This is a genomic window from Streptomyces colwelliae (assembly GCF_048158785.1).
Classification (GTDB): Bacteria; Actinomycetota; Actinomycetes; order Streptomycetales; family Streptomycetaceae; genus Streptomyces.
On sequence record NZ_JBLTJC010000037.1, the window covers coordinates 14,728 to 29,934 of the forward strand.

Genomic DNA, 15,207 nt, shown 5'->3' on the forward strand with positions numbered 1-15,207 from the left:
AACACCATTGACAGTATCGGTCTGACCTTTAATACCATCCCGGTATGAGCAAGGTGACTCCCGTGCTGACCGTGGCCGCCGACGGAGACGTCCGCATCGTCACCCTGAACCGCCCCGACCGGCTGAACGGCGTGTCCGAGGAACTGCACCGCCGCCTGTCGGAGGTGTGGCGCGAGCTGGCGGACGACACCAAGGCCCGAGCCGTCGTCCTCACGGGCGCGGGGCGCGCGTTCAGCGCGGGCGGCGACTTCGACCATCTCCTACGGCACCACACCGATCCGGAGCTGCGGGAGCGGTCGATCCGTCTCGACCGCACCATCCAGACGGAGATGATCCGCTTCCCGCTGCCGGTGATCGCCGCCGTCAACGGCCCGGCGGTGGGCCTGGGTTGCAGCCTCGCCCTCGCCTGCGACCTGGTGCTGATCTCCGAGGACGCCTACTTCGCGGACCCGCACATCTCGGTGGGCCTGGTGGCCGGCGACGGCGGAGTCACCCTGTGGCCGATGCTCACCAGCCTGCTGCGCGTGAAGGAGTACCTCTTCACCGGGGACCGTATCCCCGCCCCCAAGGCGGTCGAACTCGGCCTCGCCAACCGCACGGTCCCGCCCGACGACCTGATGCGCGAGGCACTCGCCCTGGCCCACCGGCTCGCGGCGCAGCCCGCCGAGGCCCTCCGCGCCACCAAGTTGGCCCTCGCGGCGGTCGTCGAGCAGGTGTCGCGCGGCGGGATGGAAGCGGCGCTGATGGCCGAGCGGGCCACGATGACCAGCCCGGACCACATCCGCATCATCACCGAACTCGCGGCCCGCGCCGAACGGCGCGCCAACCCCCCCGAGGAGAACTGAGCGTGGACCGCGAGGAGTTCGTCCTGGTCCGCGACATGGTGCGCTCACTCGCGACCCGGTTCGGCGTGACATCGGCGGACGAGGTGAAGCCGTCCACCCGTACGGCCGCCCAACAGGCCCTGGCCGAACTGGGTCTGGCAGATCTACGGCGCACCTCTCCCCCGGCGGCGACGGCACAGGAGTGCGCGCTGCTCGCGGAGGAACACGGCCGCCACCCGCTCACGACGTCCCTGCTCGGCACGGTCCTCCTGGCACCCGAGTTGCTCCGCCTGCTCGGCGACGACACCCCACGGTCGACCCCCGCCATCGCGCTCACCCGCGAACTCCGCTTCCCCGGACGGACGCCGACGGATCTCGTCGCCTGGGACTGCGAGGGAGCCGACAGCGCGCTCTGCGTCACCGCCGACGGAGTGGTGAGCAGGGTCGGGTTGGGACCGGCGGCGCCGAGCACCGACCTCCTGCGCTCGGTGCGCGCGGTGCCATCGGATGCCCCCGTGGAGGCCGTCGGCCGTCTCACCCCACCCGACCGACTCCGGTGGCAGGCCTACGCACTTGTCGTCGTGACCGCCGAACTCGTCGGCGCGGCAGGCTCGTTCGTGGAACAGGCGGTCGAGTACGCCCGCGTCCGCCGCCAGTACGGACAGCCGATCGGCTCCTTCCAGGCCGTACAGCATCTCCTCGCGGACGCGACAGTCCTGGTGGAGGCGTGCACCAGCGTCACGCGCTACGCGGCCTGGTGTCTCGACAACGAACCACCGGAGCGGGCCCTGGCGGCGGCGCGTGTCGCCAAGGCGGAGGCCAACTCCTCGGCGCTGGAGGCGGTTTACTCCGGGATGCAGGTCTTCGGCGGTATCGCCCAGACGTGGGAGCACGTCGCCCACCTGTATCTGCGCAAGGTGCGGCTGGGCTCGACGCTGCTCGCCACGACGGCCGATCTGCTCCCCGCGCTGGCCGTACCGGAGGTGACGCGATGACCGACACCCCGCTGGACTTCGGTGACCCGGCCGATCTGGACCGGCTGCGGCGGGAGTTCCGTGCCTGGCTGGCCGAACACCCGCTCCCCGAGCGGGAGTCGGGCGAGCCCGTACCGGTCTTCCTGCGCCGCTGGCACCGGTTGCTGCACTCGGGCGGCTGGGTCGGCCTCGACGTCCCGGAGCGCTACGGCGGCCGGGGCCTGACCGCGCTGCACCAGGTGGCGATCAGTGACGAACTGGGCGCCTGCCGGGCCCCGGGCGTTCCCCGGATCGGCTATCTCGCCCACGCGCTGCTGGAGTTCGGCTCGGAGGAGCAGCGACTGGCCTTCCTGCCACGGATGTTGGCCGGTGACGAGGTGTGGTGCCAGGGCTTCAGCGAGCCGGGTGCCGGTTCGGACCTGGCGGGCATGAGCACCTTCGCCGAGCGGCACGTCGACGGCCACTACACGGCGCGCGGGCAGAAGCTCTGGACGAGCTACGCCCAGTACTCCGGCCTGTGCCTGCTGCTGGCCCGCACCGACCGCTCGGCACCGGCCCACAAGTCCATCTCGGCGTTCGTCCTGCCCCTGGACCGGCCCGGAGTGACGGTGCGACCGCTGCGCGCGGCCAACGGCGACGACGAGTTCTGCGAGCTGTTCCTGGACGACGTCCGCATCGAGGAGTCCGAACGCGTCGGCGCCGAGGGCGTCGGCTGGGCGCTGGCGATGACGACGGTGTCGTACGAGCGCAACGCCCTCGACACCGGGCACATCTCGAAGTACGGCCTCCTCGTCGAACGGCTGCGGCGGCATGCCGTCGAGCACCAAGGCAGCCTCCCCGATGGCCTGTTGTCCCGGATCGGCCGGTGTGTCGTGGACTACGAGGTCCTGGTCGCGCACGCCCGCCGCCGTACCGCCGAACGTCTCGCCGGGCAGGTCGCCGGCCCGGAGTCGTCCGTGGACAAACTGCTGATGACGAGGACCGAACAGCAGCTGTACGACACGGCACTTGAGGTCTTCCCCGACGAACTCTCCGGGGAGGGCGGCGAGTTGTTCGGCGACTACCTCTACTCCCGTGCGGCCTCCGTCTACGGCGGCACCTCCCAGATCCAGCGGAACATCATCGCCAAGCGGATCCTGCATCTGCCCTCGAACGGCTAGCCCTGGAGCCAACTGATGCGCTACGACGACGAATTCCTGAGCATCCCCAACGTCATCAGGCTGGCGGCCAGGCGTTTCGGGGACGCCACGGCGCTCATCGACGGTGACCGGCGGTGGACGTTCCGGGAGCTGGAGGAGCAGATGGTCGACTCGGTCCGCGCCGTCATGGGGCTCGGCATCAAGCCGGGGGACCGGGTCGGGCTGTGCGCCCCCAACTCGGCGGAGTGGATCTTCACCGCGCTGGGCATCCACGGCGCCGGAGCCATCCTGGTTCCGCTCAACACGCGGTTCAAGGCGCAGGAGATCGCCTACATCCTGCGGAAGTCGGAGGCGGCGGCCGTGTTCGCCTCGCCCTTCCTGGGCAACGACTACATCGGCGAACTGCGGAAGGCCGATCCGGAACTGCCGGCCCTGCGGAAGACGGTGTCCGTTCTCGGCCCGCAGGGCGCGGCCGAACTCACCTGGAAGGACTTTCTCGGCGCGGGAGAAGGCGTTTCCGCGGCTGCGGCCCATGAGTCGATCGACCGGTTGACGCCGGACGACGTGTCCGACGTGATGTTCACGTCCGGCACGACCGGCCATCCGAAGGGCGTGATGCTCACCCACGGCCAGTCCCTGCGTGCCTATGGGTGGATGGCGAAGGAGTACACCTTCGAGGCCTCCGACACCTTCCTGGTGATCCCGCCGTTCTTCCACTGCTTCGGCTACAAGGCGGGCTGGCTGGCCTCCCTCATGCACGGCGTGACCGTGATTCCCATGCCCGTGTTCGACGCCGGGCGCGCGCTGGATCTCATCGCGAGGGAGGGGGTGAGCATTCTCCTGGGGCCGCCGACCATCTTCCACGACCTGGTCAACCACCCGGCCCGGGCCGCGCACGACCTGTCGTCGCTGCGGGTCTCCATGACGGGCGGTACGACGATTCCGGAATCGCTGATCCGCGCCATGAAAACGGAGTTGTCGTTCGACATCGTGATGAGCGCCTACGGCCTGACCGAGTCGACGGCGCTGGTGACCACGACCCGCGTCGGGGACTCCGAGGAGACGGTCGCTCACACCACCGGAAGCGCCATTCCCGGTGTCCAGGTGCGGATCGTCGCCGCCGACGGTCTCGACGTCCCGATCGGCCTCGACGGCGAGATCCTCGTCCGGGGCTACAACGTCACCCGCGGCTACTGGGACGACCCCGACGCCACCGCCGCGACGATCGACGCCGAGGGCTGGCTGCACACCGGGGACGTCGGCAGGCTCGACGACGACGGCAATCTGGCCATCGTCGACCGCAAGAAGGAGATGTACATCGTCGGCGGCTTCAACGCCTACCCGGCGGAGATAGAGAAGCTGCTTCTCGGCTGCGAGAGCGTCCAGCAGGTCGCCGTGATCGGGGTTCCCGACGAACGGCTCGGCGAGGTCGGCTGCGCCTTCGTGGTCGCGCCCCCGGCACGGACGCCGACCGAACCCGAGGTCATCGCCTGGGCCCGCGAGCACATGGCCAACTTCAAGGTCCCCCGGCATGTCCGCTTCGTCGACCAACTCCCGCGCAACGCGAGCCAGAAGGTCCTGAAGGACGAACTCCGGGCACAGTTCACGGCCGCGAGCCGAGACGCGACGATCTGAGATGACGAGTTCCGACATGCCGCGTTCTGAGACGACGACAACGACCGGGCCGCTGGCCGGAATCACCGTGGTGGCCCTGGAGCAGGCGATCTCGGCTCCCATGTGCACCCGCACGCTCGGCGACTTCGGCGCCCGCGTGATCAAGGTGGAGAACCCCAGGGGCGGCGACTTCGCCCGCCACTACGACGACGTGGTCAAGGGCCTGGGCGCGCACTTCGTGTGGGTCAACCGGGGCAAGGAGTCGGTGGCCCTGGACCTGAAGACGCCCGGCGGCATGGGCGTCCTGCACCGGCTGCTGGAACGCTCCGACGTCCTCGTCTCCAACCTCACACCCGGGACCACGGCCAAACTCGGCATCTCCCCGGGCGACTTGAAGACACGTCACCCCGGAATCATCGCCGTCGAGATCGACGGATACGGCCCCGGCGGCCCCCTCTCCCACAAGCGCGCCTACGACCTCCTCGTACAAGCCGAGTCGGGCGCCTGCGCGGTGACCGGCCACCCCGGAGCACCCGCAAAGCCGGGACCGCCGATGGCCGACGTGAGCAGCGGCCTGTACGCGGCCCTGTCGATCGTCGCGCTGCTGTGCGGCAGGGAACGCGGGGTGGGGCCCGCGGCCTCGTCCGTCGCGGTGAGTCTGTTCGACACGATGACGGAGCTGATGGGGTATCCCCTCACCTACACCCGCCACTCCGGAATCGAGCAACAGCCGCTCGGCATGAGCTCCCCCGCCGTCGCACCGTACGGCGCCCACCGCACCGCCGACGGCCACACCGTGGTCCTCGGCACGACGAACGACCGTGAATGGCAGCGCCTGGCACGGGAGTTGATCGACCGGCCGGATCTGGCGGACGACCCGCGCTTCCGGAGCAACGCCGGGCGGGTGGAACACCGTGCCGTGCTGGAGCCGGAGATCTCCGCCTGGTGCGCGTGGCACGACCTCGCCGAGGTGCAGGACCGCGCGGACGCGGCCGGGATCGGCAACTCCCGCTACAACACGCCCAACGACGTCATCGCCCACCCTCATCTCCAGGCCCGCGACCGCTGGCGCGAGATCGACACGCCGTCGGGTCCCGTACCGGCGCTGCTGCCGCCCCCGGTCATCGCCGGGTACGACCCGCCGATGGGTGCGATTCCCGCTCTCGGCCAGCACACGGACGCCGTGCTCGCCGAACTCGGGCTGGCGGACGAGGAGATCGCCGTTCTCCGGGCGCAGGGGGCGGTGCGATGAGTGAACAGCCGGTTCATTCGGTTCAGCCAGCTGATTCGGTTCAGCCGGTTCTCGTGACGAGCGACGCCGAGGGTGTTCGGACACTCACCCTGAACCGGCCCCACCGTAAGAACGCGATCGACGCCGAACTGTGGGACGCCCTGAGAACGGCGCTCTCGGCAGCGGCGAGCGACCGTACGGTGCGGGCGCTGGTCCTGACCGGTGCCGACGGCGCGTTCTGCTCCGGGGCCGACATCCGCAACGGCGTGAGCACCGAGCATCCTCTGTACCGGATGCGGACCTTGAGCGAGGTCACGCTGCTGCTGCACGAGTTGCCGATCCCGACCATCGCCAAGGTGAACGGCGTTGCGGTGGGGGCGGGTTGGAATCTCGCCCTGGGCTGCGACTTCGTCGTGGCGACTCCGCACAGCACGTTCTCGCAGATCTTCGCCCGCCGCGCCCTGTCCCTGGACTGCGGTGGCTCGTGGCTGTTGCCGAAGCTGGTGGGGTTGCAGCAGGCGAAGCGGCTGGTGCTGCTGGCCGAGACGATCGGCGCCGAGGAGGCCCACGCACTGAACCTGGTGACGTGGGTCGTGGACGCCGACAAGATCGACACTTTCGTGGACGACCTCGCCGCCCGGCTGGTGGCCGGAGCGCCGGTCGCCCTAGCTCAGAACAAGGCGCTCCTCAACGAGAACGCCGATCGCACCCTGCGCGAGGCCCTTGCCGGGGAGGCACGGTCGCAAGCCATGAACTTCGCCACGGCAGACGTCCCGGAGGCGTATGCCGCCTTCGTGGAGAAGCGCCCGCCTCGCTACACGGGTCGCTGGGCGGTGCCGGGTACAGCGGCGCCAGGAGCAGCCGTGCCGACAGCTACGGAGGACATGTGATGCGTGAGGCAGTGGTGGTGGCGGCGGTCCGCACCGCCGTCGGCAGACGGAACGGCGGGCTGGCCGGTGTGCACGCGGCCGACCTCTCCGCCGTCGTCCTCAACGCGCTCGTCGACCGCACGGGTCTTGACCCCGAGGTCATCGACGACGTGGTGTGGGGGTGCGTCGGCCAGTTGGGCGACCAGTCGAGCAACATCGGCCGCTACGCGGTGCTGGCCGCGGGCTGGCCCGAGACCATCCCGGGGACCACGGTCAACCGGGCCTGCGGATCGAGCCAGCAGGCGCTGGACTTCGCCGCCCAGGCTGTCATGTCCGGCCAGCAGGACGTCGTGGTGGCGGGCGGCGTCGAGGTGATGAGCCGGATACCGCTCGGGGCGTCGCGCGCCGGCGGGATGCCGTACGGCCCCCAAGTCCTCGCCCGTTACGAGGGGTTCTCCTTCAACCAGGGCATCTCCGCCGAGAAGATCGCGCAGAAGTGGGGCTTGGGTCGGGGCGCGCTCGACGAGTTCTCCGCTCTCTCGCACGAGCGGGCGGCGGCCGCGCAGGACGGCGGGGCGTTCGACGCGCAGATCGTGCCGGTGACCGACGGCACGAACACGGTGAGCGCGGACGAGGGCATACGGCGCGGTACCGGCGTCGACACTCTCGCGAGGCTGAAACCGTCCTTCCAGGAGGACGGGGTGATCCACGCGGGCAACTCCTCGCAGATCTCCGACGGCGCGGCAGCCCTGCTGGTCACAACCCCGGAGAAGGCACGCGAGTTGGGGCTGTCGCCGATCGTCCGCTACCGGGCGGGCGTGGTCACCGGCTCCGACCCGGTCCTCATGCTGACCGGACCGATCCCGGCGACCGAGAAGGTGCTCCGCAAGGCGGGAGTGGGACTCTCCGAGGTGGGCGTCTTCGAGGTCAACGAGGCCTTCGCGCCGATCCCGCTCGCCTGGCTGGCCGAGACCGGCGGGGACCCGGCCCTGCTCAACCCGCTCGGCGGCGCCATCGCGCTCGGGCATCCGCTCGGCGCGTCGGGCGCGGTCCTGATGACCCGCATGATCCACCACATGCGGGACCACGGCATCCGTTACGGCCTCCAGACCATGTGCGAGGGCGGCGGCACCGCCAACGCCACCGTCGTCGAACTCGCTTCCTGACAGGGGATGTTGTGCGCCGAGACGTCTTCACCGACGACCACGAGGCGTTCCGCCGCCTCGCGCGGGACTTCATCGCCAAGGAGGTGGTCCCCCGCTACGCCGAGTGGGAGGAGGCCGGCCGGCTCCCCCGCGCGCTCTTCGAACAGCTGGGCTCGCTGGGCTTGTTGGGCACGGCCGTCCCCGAGGAGTACGGCGGTGCGGGCCTCGCCGACTACCGCTACAACGTCGTCCTCCAGGAGGAATCCGCCCGCGCCCTGGTGACGTTGGGCACCGTACGCACCCAACTCGACGTCGTCCTCCCGTACTTCCTCACCTACGCCGACCGGGATCAGCGCGAGCGCTGGTTCCCCGGCCTGGCGTCCGGGAAGCTGCTGACGGCCATCGCGATGACTGAACCCGGCACGGGCTCCGATCTCGCCGGGATCCGTACGACCGCTGTACGCGAGGGGGATTCGTACGTTCTGAACGGCGCGAAGACGTTCATCACGGGCGGGCTCCTCGCCGACCTGGTGATCGTCGTGGCCCGTACCTCGACGGACCCGGACAACCGCCGCGCAGGGCTCACCCTGCTGGTCATCGAGGACGGCATGCCCGGCTTCACGCGCGGCCGGGTGCTGCACAAGCTGGGCATCAAGGTGCAGGACACCGTGGAGTTGGCGTTCGACGACGTACGGGTCCCGGTCGCCAACCGGCTCGGTGAGGAGGGCGCCGCGTTCAGCTACCTCGGCAACAACCTGCCGCAGGAGCGGATGACCGTGGCGGTCGGCTCGGTCGCGCAGGCACGAGCGGCGCTGGACACGACGATCGCGTACGTCAAGGAGCGCAAGGCGTTCGGAAAGACGGTCGCCTCCTTCCAGAACACCAAGTTCGAACTCGCCGCCGTGGCAGCCGAGATCGAGGCCGCGCAGGCGATGCTGGACCGTGCGGTACTCGAACTCGTCGCGGGCGAGCTGAGCGGACCCGACGCCGCCAAGGTCAAGCTCTTCTGCACCGAGATGCAGGCCCGCGCGGTCGACCGCTGCCTGCAACTGTTCGGCGGCTACGGCTACATGCTGGAATACCCCATCGCCCGGCTCTACGCGGACGCACGCATCACCCGCATCTACGCCGGTACCAGCGAGGTCATGAAGGTCATCATCGCCAAGTCCCTCGGATTGTGAGGCGGTCACGGTGCCGGACTTCTCCAGCAGACCAGGTGTCGCGTTCGTGGCGGGCGGCTCGGGCGGGATCGGGGCGGCGATCGTCCGGCTCCTCGCCGAGCGCGGCAGCGACATCGTGTTCACCTACCGCGCCAACCAGGAGGCGGCGGACGCGGTGGCCGCCGAGGTGACGAAGCTGGGCCGTCAAGTCCGGTCGGCACGAGTGGACTTGACCGACGAGTCCGCCACGGCGCGGGCCGTGTCGGAGACAGCGGGGGGCATCCACACCCTCGTGTACGCGGCGGGCCCGCACGTACCGATGCGGCACCTGAGCAAGGTGACGCCGGGCGAGTACCGCGCCCAACTCGAGGGCGACGCCGTGGCGTTCTTCAACCTGGTACATCCCGCACTGCCGTTGCTGCGCGAGAGCCGGGGCAACATCGTCGCCGTGACGACCGTCGCCACCCGCCGCTTCCCGGTACGGGACGGACTGTCGTCGGGCGCGAAGGGCGCGGTCGAGGCGGTGGCCCGGGCACTCGCCGCCGAGGAGGGCCGCTACGGCGTCCGGGTGAACTGCGTGGCACCCGGCATGCTCAACGACGGTATCGCCGGCCGTCTGATCAGCTCCGGCGAACTGGACGAGGCCGCACTCGCCGTCACCCGGCGCAACATCCCGCTGCGCCGCTTCGGCGATGCGCCCGACATCGCGGAGGCGGTCGCGTTCCTCGCCTCGGACCGGGCCGGGTTCATCACCGGGCAGGCGCTGGGAGTCGACGGCGGGTACAGCGTGTAGGTCACGAAGGCGTAGTGCCCCGACCAGATCACAGGGTCGTGATGCGCCGACCTGACACGTATGCGGCGCGAACCAGTTCCCCGGACAGTGTGCGCAGGGCCTCGCGCATCGGCACGTGGAGCAGACACAGGTCTGCATCCGCGCCGACCGTCAACAGGCGTGTCCGCGCCGGGTGTTGGGGCTCCCCCGTGAACAGCCGCAGGACCGCCCCGGGTTGGAGCCGCTCCCCGTCGTCCCGTTCGGTCGCGGCCCGCATGACCGCCCAGGGATCCGAGGTGCCGTACGGTGCGTCGGTGCCGGCGGCGAGCGGCACGCCCGCCTCGATCAGGGTCCGGCAGCGGTAGAGGTGCGGGCGGTCGTCGGCGTCCACGTCGGTGGCGTACGCGTCGCCCCGCTCGACCGGGAAGTGGGGCTGGGTCACGACGGTCACGCCGAGCCGTCGTAGCCACGGGATCGTCTCGGCCGGAATGACCGACCCGTGCTCGATCCGGTCGCCGTCGGCCGGTCCCACCTCGTCCAGGGCGAGCAGCGTCACCAGCAACTGCACCCGGGTCACACAGTGCACGGCGACCGGACGGGGTCTGATCTCCCCTATGGTGCGGGCGAGTTGGGCGGGAGTGGGGAGCGTCGGATCGTCGAGCATCAGCTTCACGGGCTCGTCGACTCCCATCACCAGGAGCCGTTGCGGAAGGACGGACAGCATCTGGGTGAGCCCGCTCGCGGGGTGCGGGTCGGCGTTGGTGAACCCCGTGACGCCGAGCGCCGCAGCCCGCCGCCCGACCCCCTCCAGATCCAGCCGCACGGGCGGCACGAACCCGCGCAGCCGCTCGTCCTCGCGCCAGAACCGCCCGTCGCCGTCCAGCCCGACCGCCCGGAGCGCGGCACTGTTCCACACCCACAGCGCACCGGTGCGATGCTGCACCCGCACCGGGCGATCCCGCGCGAGCGCGTCCAGCACCCACCGGTCCAACTCCCCCGCGACGCTCTCGTGATAGCCGACCGCCCGCACCCACTCCCCCGGCGGCCCGCCGACCAAGGCCGCCGCAAACGCCGTTCGGTCTCGCACGTCCGTCGGCCCGACGCGCACGGAGGCGGCGTCGGCGGCCAGCGCCGCGAGGTGTACGTGGTGGTCGTGCAGGCCCGGCAGCAAGGCGCCGCCCCCGCCGTCCACGTCGGCCGCCCCCGTCAGCCCGGGCCCGATCTCGGCAATCCGTCCGCCGTCGATCCGTACGTCCACCACCGTCTCGTGGCCCCCGACCTCCACGTTCCTGATCAGCACGGCGGGTGGACCCTGGTTCGTGCGTCCGCGAGTGTCGCGGCGCAGGCCGCCATGGAGACGCAGAGCAGTTCTCCGCCTCCCGCGGCGAGGGAACGGGCCACGGCGTGGGCGGCGAAGACGCCGGTGACGGGATCGGCGAGCGCGTCTCCCAGGAAGACGGGGTCGCCGTTCGCGTCGACGCCGGTCAGACTGCCGGCCACGGAAGCGTCGTCTCCGAAGGCGATACGGTCGTTCTCTCGTCCGTAGCCGGTGATGCCGACCCACACCCGTCCGGGCCTGGCGGCGAGGAACTCCTCGGCGCGGAGGCCGAGTCGGCGCAGCGCGCGTGGCCGTGACGCCTCGATGACGACGTCGGCCTCGGCGACGATCTCGTCCAGTGCGCCGGGGGCGAAATCGACGACCACGTTGTCGTGCCCGTCGTGCAGCCAGCGGTAGAAGGCGGGCGTTCCGAAGCGCGCGCCGTCCGGTCGCGTCGCGCTCTCCACCTTGAGCACCCGCGCGCCCGCCAGCCCCAGCAGCCGAGCGCACAGCGGACCCGCCCAGAGCGCGGAGAAGTCGACGATCCGCACCTCCGCCATCGCGCGGGTACGGCGTTCACCCCACCGCTCGGCGCGCACCGCGGGCCGTGTGCCCTGAGCCGATCCCGGTACTGCGGCGGCGATGCCGAGCAGCTCCGCACCCTGGACCACCTCGGTCGCCGTGACCCGTCGTACCGCCGCCTGTAGACCCCCGGGCTCATCCCGTGAGCCAAGAAGGCCGAGCAGTGCGGGTACGGCGGCCAGGTCGTCGGGGCGGGCCAGGTTCACGGCGGCCCAGCCGTCGGCGGCTCCGAGGAGGTGGCAGGAGCCGTTGGCGGATGTCCTGCCCGGGCGTTCCAAGCCGGCCAGCTGGGCCCGCAGGAAGAGAGCGGTCGGCAGGTCGACCGGCACACCCGTCAGGTCCGTGAAGGAGCGGGCGACGTCGGTGAGAGGGGCCAGGAACGGCTCGATGGGGTCCATCCAGGAACGGAGAACATGATTCTCCATGAGTCGAACCCCCTTCTCTCCCAAGGTGATCTCAAATTACACTCCGGTCCACACCTGGAGGGAGATCACTGTGGAGTCGCCCTTCGTGATCGTCGACCTCGACCACGCCCTCGATTGCCACACCCCCCAGCATGAAATGGCAGCGCGTGACCGGGACCGCGTCGTGCTGGGCGTCGCAGCGGAACCCACGGATGCGGTCGGGGGCTTCGACATCCTGCTCACCGGTGTCGCCGATCCGCCCAGGCCATGGGTGGGGTGCCCGGATCCACATGCCACGGCCCGGAAGCTGGGGCACATCGTCGAGAGTCTGCCCGCAGCGTCCGTCGCACTGGTGCAGGTGCTGCGGATGGGCGGCGGGCTCTCGATCCCCGACAGGCTGATTCTCGAATCCCTCGCGTACTCGACGCTTCAGGGCGGAGCGGCCTTCCGGTCCTGGCTGGCCGCTGCGCCCCGGCGTACACCCCGCCCCGCCGAGACTCCCGTACGGCTCGACCGTGACGGTCCGAGGCTGGCCATCACTCTGGACCGGCCCTGGGTGCGCAACGCGTTCGACGCGGCGACGCGGGACGCGCTGTGCGAGGCGCTCCAGGTCGCCGTGGCCGACCCGTCGATCAGCCGAGTCGATCTGTACGGCGACGGTCCGGCCTTCTGTAGCGGCGGCGACCTCGCCGAGTTCGGTACGTCCCGTGATGCGGCGCAGGCCCATCTGGTGCGGGTCCATCGCAGTCCGGGTGCGCTGCTGCACCGTTGCGCTCCCCGGGTGACCGCGCATCTGCACGGTGCGTGTGTCGGCGCGGGGATCGAGCTCGCGGCCTTCGCGGGGCGTGTCGTCGCCGCGCCGGACACGGTGATCCGGTTGCCGGAGATCGGGATGGGACTGATTCCGGGTGCGGGCGGTACGGCGAGCATTCCCGTTCGGGTCGGTCGGGAGCGCACGGCGTATCTCGCCCTGTCCGGAGCCGAGTTGGGTGTCGAGGAGGCGCTGCGTTGGGGGCTCGTCGACGAGATCAGTGACGTGGACTGCGCGACTGCGGACCCTCACCGAGCCGTCCGGCACTAAGCACTGCAAGCTTCACTCCGGTGTCCCCGAGGCCATCCCGCGGCGTCGGGGACACCGGAGTTCCGTCACTTCCCCGTCCACACCGGGCTACGGCGTTCGGTGAAGGCGCGTGCTCCCTCCACCGCGTCGGCGCTCCTGAACACCGACTCGACCTCTGCCGGTTCGGCCCAACGGCGTTCCCGCATCAGCTTCTTGGTCATCGCGACACCGAGAGGACCGTTCTCGGCGATGCGTCCGGCGAGGGCCAGTGCCGTCTCCCGCACTTCCCCGGCCGGGACAGCGCGGTTGACCAGACCGAACTGTTTGGCGTCCGCCGCCGTGACCAGATCGCCGGTCAGGCCCATCTCCAGGGCGACCGCCAACGGCACCCGGTCGGCGAGGGTCGTACCGCCACCGGCCGCGAACAACCCCCGCTTCACCTCCGCGATCCCGAGCTTGGCGTCATCCGCGGCGACCACCAGGTCGCAGGCCAGGGCGAGTTCGAAGCCGCCGGCGAGTGCCGAGCCGTTGAGGGCGGCGATGACCGGTGTGGTGATGCCCTCGCGGAAGAACCACACCAGGCCGTCGAACTTGCCGCCGCCCTTCGCGAACGCCTTGAGGTCCATGCCGGAGCAGAAGACCGTTCCGGCGCCCGTGAGGACGACCACCCGGACCGCCGGGTCGGTGTCCGCCTCCCGGAGCACGGCTGACAGTTCGTCGATCAGCTCCGGGCTCATGGCGTTTCGGACCTCCGGACGGTTCAGGGTCGCCACGAGGACGGCGCCGATCCGTTCCGTCAGGACCAGGTCGCTCATCGGGCGGCCGCCACGGCCGCCCGGGCCTTGGAACGGAACGCCTCCAACTTCTCGGCGGGCTCGATGAGTTGGTGGCTGCGGGAGCGGGTGCTGACGTCGTGGCCCTCGGCCGCCTTGCGCAGTGCGCCCACGGTGGCCTGTTCGCGCGGGATGTGCGCGAAGGGGTCGAAGGAGTACCAGCGCATCGCGTTCTCGTAGGTGATCTTCCTGGCCTCGTCGTCGGGGACGTCGCAACTCGACAGCACGTCGTGTAGCTGCTCGGGGGCGTCCGGCCACAGGGAGTCGCTGTGCGGGTAGTCGCCCTCCCAGCAGATGTTGTCGATGCCGATGTCGTGGCGCAGCCGTACGCCCAGCTTGTCGGTGATGAAGCAGGTCAGGAAGTGCTCGCGGAAGACCTCGGAGGGCAGCTTGCCGCCGAAGTCCTGGAGGGTCCAGGTCGAGTGCATCTCGAAGGTGCGGTCGAGACGCTCCAGGAAGTACGGGATCCAGCCCGTGCCGCCTTCCGAGAGGGCGATTTTCAGATTCGGGAACTGCTTGATCGGGGGCGACCAGAGCAGGTCGGCGGCGGCGGAGACGATGTTCATCGGCTGGAGCGTGATCATCACGTCGGGCGGCGAGTCGGCGGCCGGGACGGCGAGCCTGCCGGAGGAGCCGATGTGCACCGACATGACGGTGTCCGTGTCGGACAGCGCGCGCCACAGCGGGTTCCAGTACGGGTCGTGGAAGCTCGGGTAGCCGAGGACGGCGGGGTTCTCGGTGAAGGTGAGCGAGTGAACGCCCTTCTCGGCGACCCGGCGGACCTCCGCCGCGCACAGCTCCGCGTCCCAGATGGCGGGCAGGGCCATCGGGATGAAGCGTCCCGGGTAGGCGGCGCACCACTCGTCGATGTGCCAGTCGTTGTAGGCCCGGACGAGCGCGAGGGAGAAGTCCACGTCCTTGGTGGCGAACAGGCGGGCCGAGAAGCCGGGGAAGGACGGGAAGTTCATCTGGGCGAGGATGCCGCCCGCGTTCATGTCCTTGATCCGCTCGTGCACGTCGTAACAGCCGGGGCGGATCTCGTCGAGGCCCTGCGGTTCGACGCCGTACTCCTCCTTGGGCCGGCCGGCCACGGCGTTGAGCGCCGAGTTGGTGATGGTCGCGCCGCCGAACTGCCACACGTCGGTTCCGTCGTCCCGGTGCACCAGTTGGGGCGCGTCTTTCTTGTAGCGCTCGGGGAGGTGGTTCACGAACATGTCGGGGGGTTCGATGATGTGGTCGTCGACGCTGATGAGGATGAGGTCGTCGCGGTCCATGACGGCTC

The 15,207-nt window shown here is 70.4% G+C and carries 14 protein-coding genes; 10 read left to right on the forward strand and 4 right to left on the reverse strand.

Annotated features, from left to right (window positions below; genetic code table 11):
* Positions 1-44 precede the first annotated feature (44 nt).
* From ACNFOC_RS10870 to ACNFOC_RS10910, 9 genes are read left to right on the forward strand one after another with little or no spacing between them, the layout of a single operon-like run.
* A complete protein-coding gene (locus tag ACNFOC_RS10870) occupies positions 45-845 on the forward strand; it encodes an enoyl-CoA hydratase/isomerase family protein (protein WP_366095211.1) in 801 nt (266 codons plus the stop codon).
* Between the two features lie 2 nt (positions 846-847).
* Positions 848-1,819 (forward strand): acyl-CoA dehydrogenase family protein, encoded by a 972-nt coding sequence (locus ACNFOC_RS10875; RefSeq protein WP_416958882.1) that lies wholly within the window; start codon positions 848-850, stop codon positions 1,817-1,819.
* Positions 1,816-2,958, forward strand: coding sequence for an acyl-CoA dehydrogenase family protein (locus tag ACNFOC_RS10880; protein WP_416958883.1), 1,143 nt, complete (start codon positions 1,816-1,818; stop codon positions 2,956-2,958). The genes ACNFOC_RS10875 and ACNFOC_RS10880 overlap by 4 nt, the downstream gene beginning before the upstream one ends.
* Positions 2,959-2,973: 15 nt before the next feature.
* Positions 2,974-4,572 carry a FadD3 family acyl-CoA ligase gene (locus ACNFOC_RS10885; RefSeq protein ID WP_416958884.1) on the forward strand — a complete coding sequence of 533 codons (1,599 nt, stop codon included), beginning with the start codon at positions 2,974-2,976 and terminating at the stop codon, positions 4,570-4,572.
* 16 nt (positions 4,573-4,588) lie between these two features.
* Entirely contained in the window at positions 4,589-5,803 is a 1,215-nt protein-coding gene (locus ACNFOC_RS10890) for a CaiB/BaiF CoA transferase family protein (RefSeq protein ID WP_416958885.1), read from the forward strand.
* A 53-nt stretch (positions 5,804-5,856) separates the two neighbouring features.
* Positions 5,857-6,672 carry an enoyl-CoA hydratase/isomerase family protein gene (locus tag ACNFOC_RS10895; protein WP_416958886.1) on the forward strand — a complete coding sequence of 272 codons (816 nt, stop codon included), beginning with the start codon at positions 5,857-5,859 and terminating at the stop codon, positions 6,670-6,672.
* A complete protein-coding gene (locus ACNFOC_RS10900) occupies positions 6,672-7,817 on the forward strand; it encodes a thiolase family protein (RefSeq protein ID WP_416958887.1) in 1,146 nt (381 codons plus the stop codon). Before ACNFOC_RS10895 ends, ACNFOC_RS10900 begins: the two co-directional genes overlap by 1 nt.
* An 11-nt stretch (positions 7,818-7,828) precedes the next feature.
* Entirely contained in the window at positions 7,829-8,977 is a 1,149-nt protein-coding gene (locus ACNFOC_RS10905; protein ID WP_416958888.1) for an acyl-CoA dehydrogenase family protein, read from the forward strand.
* A 46-nt stretch (positions 8,978-9,023) separates the two neighbouring features.
* A complete protein-coding gene (locus tag ACNFOC_RS10910; RefSeq protein WP_416958911.1) occupies positions 9,024-9,749 on the forward strand; it encodes an SDR family NAD(P)-dependent oxidoreductase in 726 nt (241 codons plus the stop codon).
* A 28-nt stretch (positions 9,750-9,777) separates the two neighbouring features.
* Here the strand turns inward: ACNFOC_RS10910 and ACNFOC_RS10915 are convergent, their stop codons facing one another.
* Positions 9,778-11,028: an amidohydrolase family protein gene (locus ACNFOC_RS10915; RefSeq protein WP_416958889.1), complete on the reverse strand. Its 1,251-nt coding sequence runs from the start codon at positions 11,026-11,028 to the stop codon at positions 9,778-9,780.
* Positions 11,022-12,053, reverse strand: coding sequence for a CoA transferase (locus ACNFOC_RS10920; protein WP_416958890.1), 1,032 nt, complete (start codon positions 12,051-12,053; stop codon positions 11,022-11,024). The genes ACNFOC_RS10915 and ACNFOC_RS10920 overlap by 7 nt, the downstream gene beginning before the upstream one ends.
* A gap of 70 nt (positions 12,054-12,123) precedes the next feature.
* Between ACNFOC_RS10920 and ACNFOC_RS10925 the strand changes: the two genes are divergently transcribed.
* The gene (locus ACNFOC_RS10925; protein ID WP_416958891.1) at positions 12,124-13,113 is read left to right on the forward strand and encodes an enoyl-CoA hydratase/isomerase family protein; all 990 of its coding nucleotides are present in this window, start codon (positions 12,124-12,126) and stop codon (positions 13,111-13,113) included.
* A gap of 65 nt (positions 13,114-13,178) precedes the next feature.
* Here ACNFOC_RS10925 and ACNFOC_RS10930 read toward each other — a convergent pair whose 3' ends face one another.
* Positions 13,179-13,907 carry an enoyl-CoA hydratase-related protein gene (locus ACNFOC_RS10930; RefSeq protein WP_416958892.1) on the reverse strand — a complete coding sequence of 243 codons (729 nt, stop codon included), beginning with the start codon at positions 13,905-13,907 and terminating at the stop codon, positions 13,179-13,181.
* Complete coding sequence (locus tag ACNFOC_RS10935; RefSeq protein ID WP_043664098.1) at positions 13,904-15,199, reverse strand: amidohydrolase family protein; 1,296 nt, start codon at positions 15,197-15,199, stop codon at positions 13,904-13,906. Before ACNFOC_RS10935 ends, ACNFOC_RS10930 begins: the two co-directional genes overlap by 4 nt.
* Between the last annotated feature and the right edge of the window lie 8 nt (positions 15,200-15,207).